Source organism: Bacillus thuringiensis (genome assembly GCF_001182785.1).
Taxonomy (GTDB): Bacteria; Bacillota; Bacilli; order Bacillales; family Bacillaceae_G; genus Bacillus_A; species Bacillus_A thuringiensis_S.
Window position 1 is genome coordinate 2,043,975 of sequence record NZ_CP012099.1, and the last position, 15,078, is coordinate 2,059,052.

Here is a 15,078-nt window from a genome sequence, read left to right on the forward strand (position 1 = left end):
TTATGAGTTATATTTGATATGTTAAAGAAAAGAGAGGGGAGGGAAATGAAATAAGAATTTTTGATGAGCATTTTCATATTATTGATTTCAGTTTTCTAATTATTGAGAACTAAGGGTGTTTTCCGCGAATTAAATGTGGTCCATATTTAGTAAAGCGTTTAATCCAACTAAAATATATTTAGGATGAGGTTTTAAATGTTTGTATTTATTATATTAGACGTAATATTACCGATATTAATATTGATGCTAATTGGTGCAATCTTACAAACAAAGTTCCAATTTAACTTAAAGCAGCTATCTACACTTATTACTTATTGCTTGATGCCAGCGGCTGTATTTGTGAATATATATGATATTCGTATAGAAACAGGTTTGTTGCTCCAGATAATATACTATTTAATGCTTTATAGTCTGAGTCTGATCATAGTAAGTCATTTCATTTCAAAAATATTAAAGTTAGAAAAAGGAGAAAGTGCAGCTCTAAAAAATAGCATTTCGTTAATGAATTCCGGTAATTATGGGTTACCAGTAAGTCAATTGATTTTCAGTCACAATCCAGTGGGGGTTTCCATTCAGATTTTCATTGTGATTTTCCAGAATCTTTTAACTTATTCATATGGGATATATAACTTACTATCAGCAACAAAAACAATCGGAAGTATTATTCAATCATTTCTAAGACTGCCTGTATTTCATGCGCTCATATTAGGGCTTTTCTTTCAATCTTTTACAATTCAAATACCTAATTCTATCTTTATTCCTCTTAATCAGCTTGCAAATGGTTTTGTTGCAATAGCACTCATATTGCTAGGGGCACAATTATCCAACATTAAACTTAATTTTTTCCATCGAGTCATAACATGGGCTTTAATTGGAAGGTTACTGATGGGACCATTATTAGCACTTGTCATGATATACCTACTAAACATCGATGGTATTGTTGCACAATCGTTATTTATTGCAAGTTCTTTTCCTACTTCAAGAAATACATCAACCATTGCCATGGAGTATCAAATAGAACCTGAATTACATGCACAAATCGTTTTATTTTCAACACTTTTCAGCATTATTACAGTAACTGTCGTTATTTATTTGTCATATATTTTGTTTTGAATATACGTGCAAAAACGAATAGATTTGAGGCGGTAAATGATGGACGGAAATCCCATCGATATGAGAAGAAAACAGTCTTAAATATATTGAGTGTCGTTTACAATTGTACCATGTCTGATAATCAAGTGGCTTAATTTAAAAAAAGGAAACTCATTAGGGGTTATTTCGTATGTAAATCTTTAAAGCATCTACATATAGATTTGCGAAAAAAGACACAATCTCGCTTATAATTGACGTTACATGAGCTTAGGTTGATAGTGATGGGGGGAGCGTCAAGTAAGAATTTTATCTTTATTGATTTTATGCGGTTTTTCCTCATAATTGTAATTAAGGGAGATGATTTTAATTTGAGTGAACAGAATATTAGCACAACGGTTTCGGGAGATTTGATTGTTACCCATCTAATTGGCCAGATTAAAACAGAGGATGTGTATGAATGGTTTAATGGTTTCGAGCAGGTTTGTCAGCAATTCATTTCCGAAGGGTGGAAATACAAATTGTTGGTGGATAGAAAAGGATACACGCCAAATCATTTTTCTGTTCAAAAAGTATGGAAAGAGAAGTTCTTCAATGAAACTATTTTGAATCATAGTAAGGCAATTGCATTTCTTCTTGAAGAAGGAGAGATACTGAATTATTTACAGCAAGCTAATACGAAAGAATCTGTAAAATTTTTTGATGATTATGAACAAGCGTTAATTTGGTTGGATGAATATCAAATGTAAAAACTGAATTGAACCAGTTGCTCATAATATTGTATTTGTCATACAATTCATTAGTTTACAAGTTGCCAGCACCATTCATTTTCTTCGTAACTTGCTTGTGAAACTTTAAAAAACAATATCAAAACAAAAAGGACAAACGTTTCTAAAAAACGTTTGTTCAAAGTTAATTACTATTTTAGCTGAGTGATAGATTACAATTTGTGAGTACGAGAAAGCTTTTTTATAAGTTTAGGAAGTATAGATGTTAATTCCTTTTTCATACGCTTCGTAAACGATGGATCCCTACCTGAAGTTGAAATCGTTACAACATATTCATCATTTCGGATGACACCAGGCGTGTGAAATGATGATTCTGTACCATCACTTACAACGTTAACCCATTGAAAATCATGGGCGGCCTGTTTGACCATCATATTTACAGTATGTTGATTTGTAGCTGCATAAATAAGGTGGGCATCTTTAATATCATCATTAGAAAAAGTTTTTTTCTTCCAAGTAATATAAGGAAGCTCCTTCATTTCCTCGCAAATTTCTGGGCTGACAACGGTGACAAAAGCGCCTGTATCTTTTAATCCAGACGCTTTTCGATATGCGATTTTACCTCCACCAATGATAACAACCACCTTTTTATTTAGATTAAGCATAAGAGGGTACATGTTATACATACACACATTCCTCCATTCGTTCTAATAATGTTAACTTCATGTATGTATCAAACTGAAGACAGTTACAAGTCGTAACGTGATCATATTTTTTTGCATGTAATTTAATTTTTTGAAGTAATAATCCGGTAAAGAGAAGGTACGGCATGACATATACGTGGGACGCCGTCGATGTTATAGCCTTGAGCTCAGCAGTAAAAGAGGGAGTTCCTTTCGTTAAAAAAGAACAGGATACTGGCATACCGAGTTTTCGCTCGATGGCTGCTCCGATTTGTTGTAATTCATGTATCGGTTGTGGATCACTGCTGCCTCGTCCTACGAGTAAAATACTACTATTTTGCATTGGCATAGCTTCACGTATTCTTTTCACTACAAGTTCCACCATATGTGGATGTGTACTAAAAGGAGGTACAACTGAAAATGTGATATATGGATATTTCTTTTGTAGTTGCTCTATTTCAAAAGGAATATCACGTTTATAGTGAGCTGCTGCAAATAATAAAACAGGTACAATCATTATTTCAGTTACTCCCTCTAGTATCGTTTCTGTAACTGCATCCGAAATAGTAGGTGTCGTTAGTTCTAGAAAAGCTATTTTTTGAATTCTTTCGTTTCGCTCTTTCATAACAGATTGAATAAATTGAATGAATTGTTCATTACCTTCTTGTAGCCGGCTCCCATGTCCAACATATACAATTCCTTTCATTGTCTCACCATGTCTTTCTCCACAAGAGTTTCTTGTAATTGATGATCTACGTTATGAAACCCAACTTTATTTGCATAGTGTAAAGTTGGAACGTCGGTATACGAGAATGGGAGAGTAAGAATATTGATAAAGCCAAGGCGTTTTATTTCTGCTAGAAACGTATCAATAGAAGCACGACCTTCATATACAATGCTATCCCATGAGAATTCAGAAAGCATACGTGAATGAATTTCATCGAAGCGATGATCAATTGTGTACTCATGAGTCATCATATAGGAACCAGCACCAATTTTTTCTTGAATAACAGCAATTCGGTTAATGTTTCGTCCTAAATAAATCGTTGAATTCGAAGAAAATTGCGCAGGTTTACTTAACAATCCATATTGCATGAGCTTTTCTTGAATAGAAAGGTTCATATACTGAAGTTCTGCCTGTAAGGAACGAATATCTTTATGGTATTTACTGCATGATTGCATTAAGATGTCTACACTCTCAGCAGAACAAAATACAAGACGATCAACGCTGAAAATCTTATTGATTTGTTCAGAGGTTAATGTATATTCTTTCTTTTTGAAAGTTGGAATTTGATATATTTCTGCACCGGACTCTTGTAACATTTGCTTTATTGCGCTTTTTTTATTTGTTGCAGATGCAAATAAAACTTTCTTGCCGTGCAATGCCTTGCGTTCTTTCCAAGCGATTTGATTACGTAAGGAAACGACATCACCAACAATTGTCATAGAAGGATTAGAAATATTTTCGTTTTTGACAATAGAAACAATGGTAGACAGTGTTCCTGTGACAACGCGCTGTTTACCAGTTGTACCCCATTCAATGACTGCTACTGGCGTATCTTCTTTTTTTCCTGCTTGTAGTAAGTTTTCACAAATTGTAGGTAAGTTTTTTATACCCATGTAGTAGGCAATCGTGTCGCTATTGTGAGATGAATTATATTTTCCATGATCGGTTAAAGGACCTTTTGCATGTCCGGTTAATAAAGTGACACTATTACTGTAGTCACGGTGGGTGAGGGGAATACCTGCGTAGCTACTAGCGGCGATGCTAGATGTAATACCTGGTATAATTTCATATGGAATATTTGCTGCTGCTAAAGTTTCTGCTTCTTCACCAACACGGCCAAAAATAGATGGATCTCCGCCTTTTAAGCGGACTACGATTTTTCCTTCTTTCGCAAATTGAAGGAGGTGTGCGTTAATCATTTCTTGCCGCATAGTATGATTCTTTGGCATTTTTCCGCAATAAATAAGTTCACATGTTTCTTTTGTATAATTAAGAAAGGAAGGGTTTAATAAGCGGTCATATAAGACGATATCTGCACGATTTAAGCACTCTATCGCTTTTTTTGTAATAAGCCCTTCATCACCTGGTCCTGCACCAACTAAATATACATATCCGTTCATATTCGCACCTCGTCTATTTTTATTTAAAAGGAAGCCAGAGAAGGCTTCCTTTTGTAAATTACATGTATATATAAATATCCCCGTCAATAACTTCTACTTCATACGTTTGAATACAACCGTCATCAGGTTTTTGAACTTCACCTGTTAGTAGTGAAATTTTCCAATCATGTAGTGGACAAAAGACGAATTCTCCAGATACAATACCTTCCGCTAATGGCCCGTTTTTATGAGGACAACGATTTTCTACAGCTCGAATATCGCCATTTGAAAGGCGGAATAGGGCGAAAGACATACCTTTCATTTGCACCTCTTTACCGATTTGAATAGGAAGGTCTTCTGCACGCATAACTTTTATTTTTTCTTTCGTTTGTATCATATAGGTCACAGCTCCTTATTTCACAGTTTCTACTTCATACATCGCTTTTAATGATTTCGTTTCTAGTGCTTGTCCCCATGCTTCTTTATATGTGCCACGAGCTTTTTGGAAACGTTCATTTAACTTAGTGACCATATTTGCATCTTGCAGTATTTCTTTTATGCGATCGAAGCCTAAACGTTCTGTCCAGTAGGCAGTTCGCTCTCCGTAAATACCAGTTTCACGATAATATTGCATGTAAGCTGTAGCGATGCGAAGGACATCATCTTCAGTAGGGACAATCATTACAAAATCAGCTTCACGTACTTCTGTACCACCATTTCCGCCAATATAAAGTTGATATCCATTTTCGACACAAACAACGCCAAAATCTTTCGTCAGTACTTCCGCACAGTTACGCGGACAACCGGTTACACCCATTTTCATTTTATGAGGTGTATCTACCATTTCTAATGATTGTTCAAGCAACATACCAAGTCTTAATGAATCTTTCGTACCGAAACGGCAAAAACGAGAGCCAACACATGATTTTACATTACGAAGAGATTTTGAATACGCATATCCAGAAGTCATATTTAAGTCAGCCCATACGTTAGGTAAATCTTGTTTCTTGACACCGTATAAGCCAATTCGGCTTGCACCGGTAATTTTCACAAGTGGAACATCATACTTCTTCGCAACTTCAGCAATTTTCATTAAATCATCTGCTGTTGTAACGCCTCCGTACATACGTGGAATAACAGAGAATGTACCATCGTGCTGGATGTTACCATTCATTCTTTCATTAACGAAACGGGACGATTTATCATCTTCATATTCTTCTGGAATCGCCATACGTAAATAGTAGTTTAAAGCAGGGCGGCATTTCGAACAGCCGTCTTCATGTGCAAAACCAAGAACATTTCGTACTTCTTTTGGAGATTTTAAGCCTTTCTCGTGAATGGCCGCTACGACTTCATCACGGGATAAAGGTGTACATCCACACATACCGGCAGATTGCGCTGAGGCATCAAAAGCATCTCCAAGTGTATGAGATAAAACTTGTTCCACAAGCGGACGACATTTGCCACAAGACCCTGCGGCTTTCGTACAGCCTTTAACTTCTTCAAAAGTCGTTAACTCTTGTTCTAAAATGGCGTGAACGATTGTACCTTTCGTAACACCATTACATCCACAAATCGTGTCATCCGCACTCATTGTAGCAACGTCAAGTTCACTCTCTTCACCAGCTTTGTGAAGAATGGAAACTGGTGTATATTCTTGTATATCTTCTTCTTTCTTTAACATGCTAAAGAGGCGTGTACCGTCAGCTGTGTCACCATATAAAACGATACCGACGACTTTATTATCACGAATTAATACTTTTTTATAGGAACGTTTACATTCATCAAAGATGGATATTGCTTTCGTTTGATCATCTTCATAAATTTGACCAGCAGAGAATAAATCACAACCAGCAACTTTTAATTGCGTACCGACGATACTGCCCGAATATCCATCAGTTTGTAAATTCGTTATATGTTTTGCTAATATCGCACCTTGTTCATAAAGAGGAGCAACAAGTCCATATGCGATACCGTCATGTTCCGCACATTCTCCAACTGCATAAATGGACTCATCATTTGTTAGCATATAGTCATTGACTACAATACCGCGATTTACAATTAAACCAGCATCTTTTGCTATTTGCGTATTTGGGCGTATTCCGACAGCCATTACGATTAAATCACAATCTACAACTTCACCATCTTCAAATTGAATGCCCTCAACATGGTCTGTACCAAGAATCTTTACAGTTTTCTTTTCCGTTAGAAACTTCATGCCTTGCGCTTCTAAATCTTCGCGTAATAGAGAAGCTGCTTTCGTATCTAGTTGCTGCTCCATTAAGTTTGGCATTAAATGAACAACATGTACGTCCATCCCTAAGTCAATAAGACCTCTTGCGGCTTCTAAACCAAGTAACCCACCACCAATAACAACGGCCTTTTTCTTTTCTTTAGCGGTGTCTATCATAAATTGTGTATCTTCAATTGTTCGAAATCCTGTTACACCAGGAAGAGTAGAACCTTCAACAGGTAAAATAAAAGCACTAGAACCTGTTGCGATAATAAGTTTGTCATATGTAAGAGTACGATTTTTTTCTGTGACAATGACTTTTTCTTCTCGGTCAATACTTTGAACTCTTTCGTTTGTATATAAAGTTATCTCATTCTCTTCGTACCAACTATATTCATTCATAATGATATCTTGCATATTTGTTTTGCCTTGTAAAACGTGAGAGAGCATAATGCGATTGTAGTTTGGATGCGGTTCATCTCCAAAAATAGTAATCTCATATGAATCACTATTATGTTTTAATATTTCTTCCATACAGCGTATGCCAGCCATACCATTTCCGATCATAATTAAACGTTTTTTCATTTTCGTTTCCCCTTTTTCTGTGAAATGTTGAACAAAGGATTATATTTCTATTATAGAAAATCAAAAAAAGGGGAGATGTGATATTTATCACATTTTTATAATGATTCACAAATTGTTAAAATTCGGATTTATTCGAGAGGGATGTGTATATTCTTTACCAAATGAAAAAACAGGACATAAGTATGTATACTCATGTCCTGCACTTGATTTATACTCTCGTAATTGCACGTGGAAATAAAATGTTATTTTCTAAATGAATATGTTCAAATAAATCAGACTCTAGTGCTTCAAGGCGTTGGTAAACAAGTCGATAAGTGCCGCAAGCTCCTTCTGGAGGAGTAAAGTCATTTGTAACTTTACGAAGCTCTTTAATAATGTTGCCTGCGTGGTTATGTTCATTTTCCAACTCATCTACTACTTTACGTAATTTCACATAGTTTTCTTCAATTGGATTTTGTTCAAATTCTAAAATTAATGGGAAATCTTCTGTTTCTTCTTTAATTAAATGTTGTTCTAATTCCATCTTTAATTCGTGAAATAGCTTATGAATTTGAGCTAAGTGAGGCTGACTTGCTCCGTGGACGCGTAATACTTTTGTCACATACGGACTTAACTGTGGTAATTCTTCATTTAAATAGCGATGATGCTTATTTATAACATAATCAATCAATTCACGATAAGAAGCATTTTTCCAATCAATTTCAGATTCATTTAATCGTTTCGTATTATTATAAAGTGTATTTAATTCTGTAAGTACTTCTGTTGCTGATAAATTTCTTTCATGAATTGCATCAATAAGTGGTTTATTGCCACCACAACAAAAGTCTATTCTATATGATTTAAAAAGATCACTAGCTTTCGGGAATTGTGTAACGATCTCACCGACAATAGAAGTTTCAGTAAATGCATGTTTCATATGAACGCCTCCATAAAGTTTGAATGTAATAACTAAATTAAGAATAGCGATAAATTAAAATCTATGTAGTGATTGAAATCACTTATTCTGTGTCGTTTTTGAGAATAATAAGAAGAATGTTATTAAAATAAGGGGGAAAGTAATAAGTGGTAATATTTTGCGTTAATAAAAAAGAAGCTTAGTAGAAGCTTCTTTTTTATTGCTATTTTTCACATGCAATTCCATCGCCATCACGATCAAGATGAGAGCTATAACCTGGTTGCCCTTTATGTAAAGGGGCTTTCCCAGCTGCTCTAACTGCAGCACAATTTTTGTAGTATGCACTACTAGTATTTCCTGAAGTGGGTTGTGTTTGAGTTTGCTGTGCTTTTTGCTCTTCTTGTTGTTTACGAGCTTGTTCATCAGCCTGACGTTTTTGTTCTTCTTGTTGTTTACGAGCTTGTTCATCAGCTTGTCGTTTTTGTTCTTCTTGTTGCTTACGAGCCTGTTCATCAGCTAGACGTTTCTGTTCTTCTTGTTGTTTACGAGCTTGTTCATCAGCCTGACGTTTTTCATCTTGTTGCTTACGAGCTTGTTCCTCGGCTAGACGTTTTTCATCTTCTTGTTTACGAGCTTGTTCCTCGGCTTGACGCTTCTCATCTTCTTGCTTTTGAGTTTTTTCATCCGCCTCTTTCTTTTCTAGTTCTTTTTTCTGTTCGCTATTTTTTTGTTCTTCATTGTTAGAGGCAACTTTTGTACTAGTTGCTGTCGTTTTTTCAGAAGAAGGAGCTGAAATACCTAATAGCGCAACAAAAATGACAAATAATACGGCTGTAATAATAAATTGTTTTTTCGCTACACCTGTCTTCTTAATAACAGATAATATTGCAAGTACAAGGAAGAATATAAATAGAATGAAACTTAAAATAGCAAAAAATTCGATGACTGGGTGTTCAGATGTTGTTGTACCGGTCACTATTAATATAATTGAAATCATAAAAAGAATAACGGTAGGACGACCATATTGTTTTGCTTTTCCATTTTTCTTAAAGAATGAAATGATACATAAGATTAAAAGAATAAAAGCAATAAAAAATAAAGCTGCACCAATATTACTCAAAACCTCCATTTTCATACCTCCATTTGTAAGATTTTCTTTATTGATTATATAGGAACTTATTGGATATTACACGTATTATATAAATTTAGAAAATTAATATTTTTACTAGACCTATAAACATTTATTTTATATATAAGGAAAAATAGATATATTTCCTATTACTTTTTGAAAGAGATTTCATAAATTATAGTATATCGATTGAAAGGAGGAGATTTGAATGGAATTTCAATTGTTGGTAACTTGTATATTACAAGAAGGTAATGCTTACTTTTTAGTAACGAAGGTAGACGATGTTATTACGTTAAAAGTACCGATTACTGCGGGAGTAGCAGGTTTATTTTTAGCTTTAGGTGTACCAAGATGTTCTTAATTTAAATCTCTATAGTAGAAGAGGAAGGGACATGCCTTTCTTTTCTACTATTACATAATGTAATTATGTAAACTTAAATATCATATTTGTGATAGCACGTTTGAAATGGACATGCATATACTATAATGTTTCATTGGATGTTAGCGGTGAAAGGTAGTTTTAATAAGTGCATCCAGTGATGTTTTTAAGTTATGAAAATAAAAGAGGTGCTATTATATATGAAAAGAAAAACATTGGATATTCCAGTTACATTGCGAAGAGAGTGGTTTTTAATAGAGTTAGCTCATTTAACGAAAAAATATGGAATTGAAATTGCAACTAGCAAAATGGATGCTGCACCGTTTTTAAGAGATCAAGTTACGGAGTCAAAGATAGGGGAAGGGCTACAATACGATAAATATGATGATGAGTATATAATTGAAAATTAAAGGGTAACAACAAAATTAAATTAATTTATAACAAAATATAAAATAAAGCAGATTCTAAATATAGAATCTGCTTTATTATGAAATACTTGTAGTCAACTAGCCTCTTTCTAGTGTTTTTCCTACATATTTCTCTTGCGTTATTCCAAAAGAGTCACGAAGAATGCGAGCATAATCTTTAGATTCTATTGGTCGTTTATTTTTGGTGCCTTTAAAGGTTTCTGTATAATTTTTATTTGTTAATGATATGTGACCATAAGTAGTTAATTTACAAGTGATAGCTCCTTTATTAAAAGGAGATTCTTTATGCTCTACAATCACTTTTTGAATGTTATTCACTTTTTTCTCATCTATTGGATCTAAAGTGAAAGCATAGCCTATTTTCCATGCATTTGAAGGTTCAGATTGTAAGAAACTTGTAGATTCTCCGTTAGCTCCTTTTCTCATTTCTAAAATATGCGTACCTTTTCGAGTATTTCGCTTACGAATTCGATATTCTCCTGTTTGAGAGGAGATGACTTCTCCGTTAAAAGGGACTGGATGTAAAGGGAGATGAGATGCAAAACCTGCATCCACAACATAATCTTTATCCTCATGACTTAATATGATAATGACATGACCATCATCGGGTTTCCATATATTATCGTACAGATTATAAACAGTACCGGCTACTTTGTATACTTGAAACCCACAATCAATTAAAAAATAATACAATAAGGAGTTTAATTCATAACACAGTCCACCTCGTTTTTGAATAAGTAACTTTTCTATTAAGTTATCTTTTGAAATATTTTTAATAGTACCAGCCATAATATCAAGATTTTCATAGGGGAGAATCATTCCCATTTTTAATAAGATTTCATCTAAATCATCAAATGTTATTACTTTTGCAGGAATTTTTAATCGTTTAAAAAACTCCTTTTGTAAATTGGTCATCATAAAGCATTCTCCTTTCTTTTTACAGAATTTTCTTCTGCTCACCGATAGGTTAGTACTTCTAAAAAGTTAATTCAAGTGCGCGAAAATTATCATAATATATGTTTCTGGAAATGTGATTTTCTATTCGGAAATTTCAGTTTAATTTTTAATCGTAGGAAAGTCTTATAATATAAGCTCCTTTAAAATTAGTTTGTATTTAATGAAAAGAAAATACATATCTTTATTATATTTTTAAATAACTAACTAGTAATAAAGTGTTTTTTCACTAAAATTTTTTCAAGATTTGTATGCTTTATATAAACAATAATGATTTAAAAAATATCTGGATGTAACGAAGTTAACAATTATTGAGAAACTTTTTTGTCGTATTCTATCAAAAGGAAGAGGTAGAAACAAAGAGAATAACGAGAGTTAAGGAAGAGGGTATACAACTAGTAACCTTCTAAAAATAGGGCTAACATCTTTTTAAAATAAAAGATTAGCTATTATTAAGGAAGGGAAAATATAAAATATTATAAAGAACACCTTCTTTCAAAAAAATAGGGGGAGTAATATGCGACTGATGAGAAGATTTGTGGCCTTACTAATTGTATTTTTTATCATGGCTCCAACGATTAGCACAAATGTACAGGCAGAAGTTGTAAAAGAGCTTGGAAAGGGGTTTCCTGATACAGAAGTATTCACACCTGGAGAATGGTTTTTAGGCCAAACACCTGCTAATTATGATGAGAATAAACCACCAATTCTCTTTGTACAAGGAAGAAATGGTAATGCTGATAGTTGGTATGGAAAGACAGTATATCATGATATAAATGATATGTATGATTATGCTTTGAAAGCAGGCTATCAAACAGTGTTTATACAATTATATGATGCTGCTGGGAAAGGTTCGGCTAGTCAGTGGGATAACGGAAAATTGTTAGCACAAAAACTTGAAGAAATATATAATCATTTCGGTAAAAAAGTTAATATTGTAGCACATAGTAAAGGTGGTATTGATACACAAGCCGCATTAGTTGAATATGGTGCGAATCGATTTGTTGGAAATGTTATTACACTTGCTACACCGCATCACGGCTCAAATTTAGCAGATTTATCATATAGTTGGTGGGCAGGGTGGCTTGCTTCTATATTAGGTCAAAAAGATGATGGTACGTATTCGTTACAAATAGGTGAAATGGCAAAGTTTCGTTCAACAATAGATAACAACCCAGCAGCTAAATTAAACCGTTACTATACGGCTACTGGGACTAGCTGGGGGCCAACATTTTCTGCATTATCTATGGGCGGGTTATATTTATCATCGTACGGTTCAAATGATGGACTAGTAAATGAATGGAGTGCGAAGCTATCGTACGGTACACATTTATTTACAGATTCAAGATTTGATCATGACAATATAAGAAAAGGATCAGCTGTTTTTGCACGAATTGAACCATATTTACGTACGACAAATGTGGGGTTACCAGATTTAGTAGCATCCAGCACTAGTTCAAATGAAAATCTAGAACAATTAAATACAACTTCAAATCAAAATATTTTAGGAGGCGAATTACCACAAAATCAGTGGATAGAGCAAAGTATTTCTGTTGATAAAAAGGCTGAAGGAATAGTTTCTGTACTAACAGCTTCTTCTGATGTAGAAGTACAAATGGTATCTCCAAAAGGAAAAATCTATGCAAACAAAGATAGCGCTATAACTACTGGTGAAGGCGAATCTTTCTTTAATGGGGCGACAATTAGAACATTTAAGTTTGATAAATTGGAAGTAGGCGAATGGAAAATCAAAATGATGGCGAAGCAGTCGAAAGATGCATATTTAGTTGTAAGCGATTACAAGAATGGCGCGCCATTTGTTCTTCAAATGCCTACAAAAGTTAAAGTAAATAAACCTGAGTATAAACTGAAAAAATCACCAGTGGCACCTGAAATGAAAGGGGATCTTTCCATAACCGTAAGAGTCGTTAATAAAGATGGTAACTTAGTCTCTGAATTTAATGAATTACAAAATGTTAATACGAATACATTTACAGGTGCTTTGAAAGATATAAAACAACCGGGAGTATATAACGTTACGATGGATATAAAAGGGATGAATAAAGAAGGGAAACCATATAATCGTACGATTGTTAAGTCGGTTTATGTAGAGAAATAAGGAAGAATAAATAAGCATAATATAAAAGTGCAGAAATCTTGTGTTAGAAAGAATTCTGCACTTTTTTTGCGTGATGAGAGATAATAAAAGTCGAAGAAAACTGTTATTCAATAAAAAAAGATGCTGAAATAGCATCTGAATGTGAAGAAATAATATTAACTTAGTTTTGTAACTGTTAATTCAACTGAATTTATACCATTGTCACAAGTTACAATACCTTGACGATTAAAGCCACTATTATTTCTAAGTTGAAGAGTTGAATTAGCTGGCACTGTAACAATCGTTTCGCCAACGAGTTGAAGACATTCGTTATTTGATGAAGTATTCATTTGAATAGCGAAGTCACCTTGACTATTAGCAAGTGGATTGTTATTTAAAAATATAGTTATGACTGGGATATGTGGAAATACAGGATTTAAAGTAGTATTAATACTGGAAATGAACGAAACTCTATAATCACCAGCTTGTCTAAATTGTATAGTAGTAGGGTTTAGTAAGGAAACGCCTCCTGCTAAAGGTCCAACGTGATTAAATGGAAAAGGGTTGCCAAAAGGAACAGTTATAAATTCAGTTTGCCAAAAAGTTCCGTATGCAGGACAGCTTCGTTTATGTGAATGGTCACATGAACATTTTTTATTTGAACTGGAAGAAGATTTGCATGAGCATTTTTTATACGAGTTTGAAGAATGATAGTATGAACCCAATATATTACCTCCTATTCTTAATAAATGTAAAACACATAATAGTTTATGAAAATGAATCACAATTGGCGTGTATGCTTGTACTATAAAAGGAGATAGATTTGAAATATAAAGTGCTCAAGTGATGAAATATAGTATTGGGGTATTACCTGTAACACTTTTTGAAGATGATAAGGTTCATAATTTGATAGAAAAATGAATGGGATTTCTAAATGGATTGAAGTAACGAGGAAACGTTTATCCCGCTATTTTCCGGGCAGTAAGACCCTCATCTCAAAGTTTAGCGAAAGCAAAGAAGTTAGGTGGGGGATGAACAAAACCCCACTCATTAAAGTTTCACTTTACTATATTAATTTCGTCTGACAAACAGTAATAGTATCTTTTGCTGAATGGATGTTATCGTTTGGTGAAGTTATGATATTTAATCGTATGTATATTAGATTATTTAGTTTATTTTTTTATTTTATTTGTGTAGCTGGGCAGGAAGAAGTCAGAAAATATAGAATAAATGTACATATGAAGCATCGTTTGTTTTTGGTGTGAATAGTAATTAAAGATACGCTAAAATATTTAAAATTGTAACGAAAGAGAGATTAAATAATAGAGGGAGCAACTTACATGGAAAATATATTAAAGGTATCTTCAAAATCAAGCCCAAATTCAGTCGCGGGTGCAATAGCGGGTGTACTAAGAACAAGTGGTAATGTGGAAATTCAAGCGATTGGGGCTGGAGCTATAAATCAAGCGATTAAAGCAATTGCGATTGCAAGAGGGTTCGTCGCTCCAAGTGGTATTGACTTAGCTTTTGTTCCAGCGTTTCAAGAGATTTCTATCAATAATGAAGAAAGAACAGCGATTAAATTAATTGTAGGCCCTAGAAAGAAAAGGTCTTAGTAGAAGAGAGTGTTACTATAAGGGGAAAAGACCAATAGACTTCCCATGTTAGATACGTTATTTTATGTAACCGATCCTTGGGTGTGGACATGGCATTATGCCGGACGCATGTCTGTTAAGTTCTCCTTAAACTTAGCGAGTGTTCTAGATACTTA

Annotated in this window: 15 protein-coding genes; 6 read left to right on the plus strand and 9 right to left on the minus strand. The window is 34.0% G+C overall.

Features of this window, described 5'->3' with window-relative positions:
• Positions 1-195 precede the first annotated feature (195 nt).
• Entirely contained in the window at positions 196-1,113 is a 918-nt protein-coding gene (locus AC241_RS10725; RefSeq protein WP_050843398.1) for an AEC family transporter, read from the plus strand.
• Positions 1,114-1,373: 260 nt separating this feature from the next.
• On the plus strand, positions 1,374-1,838 hold the full coding sequence (locus tag AC241_RS10730; RefSeq protein ID WP_155417074.1) for an STAS/SEC14 domain-containing protein: 465 nt from the start codon (positions 1,374-1,376) through the stop codon (positions 1,836-1,838).
• 191 nt (positions 1,839-2,029) lie between these two features.
• Here the strand turns inward: AC241_RS10730 and AC241_RS10735 are convergent, their stop codons facing one another.
• The 7 genes from AC241_RS10735 to AC241_RS10765 form a co-directional block, all read right to left on the minus strand.
• A complete protein-coding gene (locus tag AC241_RS10735; protein WP_016081874.1) occupies positions 2,030-2,503 on the minus strand; it encodes a precorrin-2 dehydrogenase in 474 nt (157 codons plus the stop codon).
• Complete coding sequence (locus AC241_RS10740) at positions 2,496-3,206, minus strand: sirohydrochlorin chelatase (RefSeq protein WP_016081873.1); 711 nt, start codon at positions 3,204-3,206, stop codon at positions 2,496-2,498. Before AC241_RS10740 ends, AC241_RS10735 begins: the two co-directional genes overlap by 8 nt.
• Positions 3,203-4,627 (minus strand): uroporphyrin-III C-methyltransferase, encoded by a 1,425-nt coding sequence (locus AC241_RS10745; RefSeq protein WP_016081872.1) that lies wholly within the window; start codon positions 4,625-4,627, stop codon positions 3,203-3,205. Before AC241_RS10745 ends, AC241_RS10740 begins: the two co-directional genes overlap by 4 nt.
• A gap of 58 nt (positions 4,628-4,685) precedes the next feature.
• Complete coding sequence (nirD, locus tag AC241_RS10750) at positions 4,686-5,003, minus strand: nitrite reductase small subunit NirD (protein ID WP_000616683.1); 318 nt, start codon at positions 5,001-5,003, stop codon at positions 4,686-4,688.
• 15 nt (positions 5,004-5,018) lie between these two features.
• Positions 5,019-7,424 (minus strand): NADPH-nitrite reductase large subunit, encoded by a 2,406-nt coding sequence (gene nirB / locus AC241_RS10755; RefSeq protein ID WP_016081871.1) that lies wholly within the window; start codon positions 7,422-7,424, stop codon positions 5,019-5,021.
• Between the two features lie 208 nt (positions 7,425-7,632).
• Positions 7,633-8,340 (minus strand): iron-sulfur cluster repair di-iron protein, encoded by a 708-nt coding sequence (gene ric, locus AC241_RS10760; RefSeq protein ID WP_016081870.1) that lies wholly within the window; start codon positions 8,338-8,340, stop codon positions 7,633-7,635.
• A gap of 202 nt (positions 8,341-8,542) precedes the next feature.
• Positions 8,543-9,448 (minus strand): excalibur calcium-binding domain-containing protein, encoded by a 906-nt coding sequence (locus AC241_RS10765; protein WP_050843400.1) that lies wholly within the window; start codon positions 9,446-9,448, stop codon positions 8,543-8,545.
• Positions 9,449-9,656: 208 nt separating this feature from the next.
• Here AC241_RS10765 and exsG point away from each other — a divergent pair, with 208 nt between their 5' ends.
• Both exsG and AC241_RS10775 read left to right on the plus strand, forming a co-directional pair.
• Positions 9,657-9,809 carry an exosporium protein ExsG gene (gene exsG / locus AC241_RS10770; RefSeq protein WP_000395679.1) on the plus strand — a complete coding sequence of 51 codons (153 nt, stop codon included), beginning with the start codon at positions 9,657-9,659 and terminating at the stop codon, positions 9,807-9,809.
• Between the two features lie 218 nt (positions 9,810-10,027).
• Positions 10,028-10,237 (plus strand): hypothetical protein, encoded by a 210-nt coding sequence (locus AC241_RS10775; RefSeq protein WP_000824206.1) that lies wholly within the window; start codon positions 10,028-10,030, stop codon positions 10,235-10,237.
• Positions 10,238-10,333: 96 nt separating this feature from the next.
• Here AC241_RS10775 and AC241_RS10780 read toward each other — a convergent pair whose 3' ends face one another.
• A complete protein-coding gene (locus tag AC241_RS10780; protein ID WP_016081868.1) occupies positions 10,334-11,173 on the minus strand; it encodes an arylamine N-acetyltransferase family protein in 840 nt (279 codons plus the stop codon).
• 553 nt (positions 11,174-11,726) lie between these two features.
• On the opposite strand from AC241_RS10780, the gene AC241_RS10785 reads away from it, so the two are divergent.
• On the plus strand, positions 11,727-13,328 hold the full coding sequence (locus tag AC241_RS10785; RefSeq protein ID WP_016081867.1) for an esterase/lipase family protein: 1,602 nt from the start codon (positions 11,727-11,729) through the stop codon (positions 13,326-13,328).
• Positions 13,329-13,483: 155 nt separating this feature from the next.
• Here AC241_RS10785 and AC241_RS10790 read toward each other — a convergent pair whose 3' ends face one another.
• The gene (locus tag AC241_RS10790; RefSeq protein WP_048564453.1) at positions 13,484-14,032 is read right to left on the minus strand and encodes a hypothetical protein; all 549 of its coding nucleotides are present in this window, start codon (positions 14,030-14,032) and stop codon (positions 13,484-13,486) included.
• Between the two features lie 615 nt (positions 14,033-14,647).
• Between AC241_RS10790 and AC241_RS10795 the strand changes: the two genes are divergently transcribed.
• Positions 14,648-14,923, plus strand: a complete 276-nt coding sequence (locus AC241_RS10795; protein ID WP_000427801.1) for a stage V sporulation protein S — start codon at positions 14,648-14,650, stop codon at positions 14,921-14,923.
• Positions 14,924-15,078 lie beyond the last annotated feature (155 nt).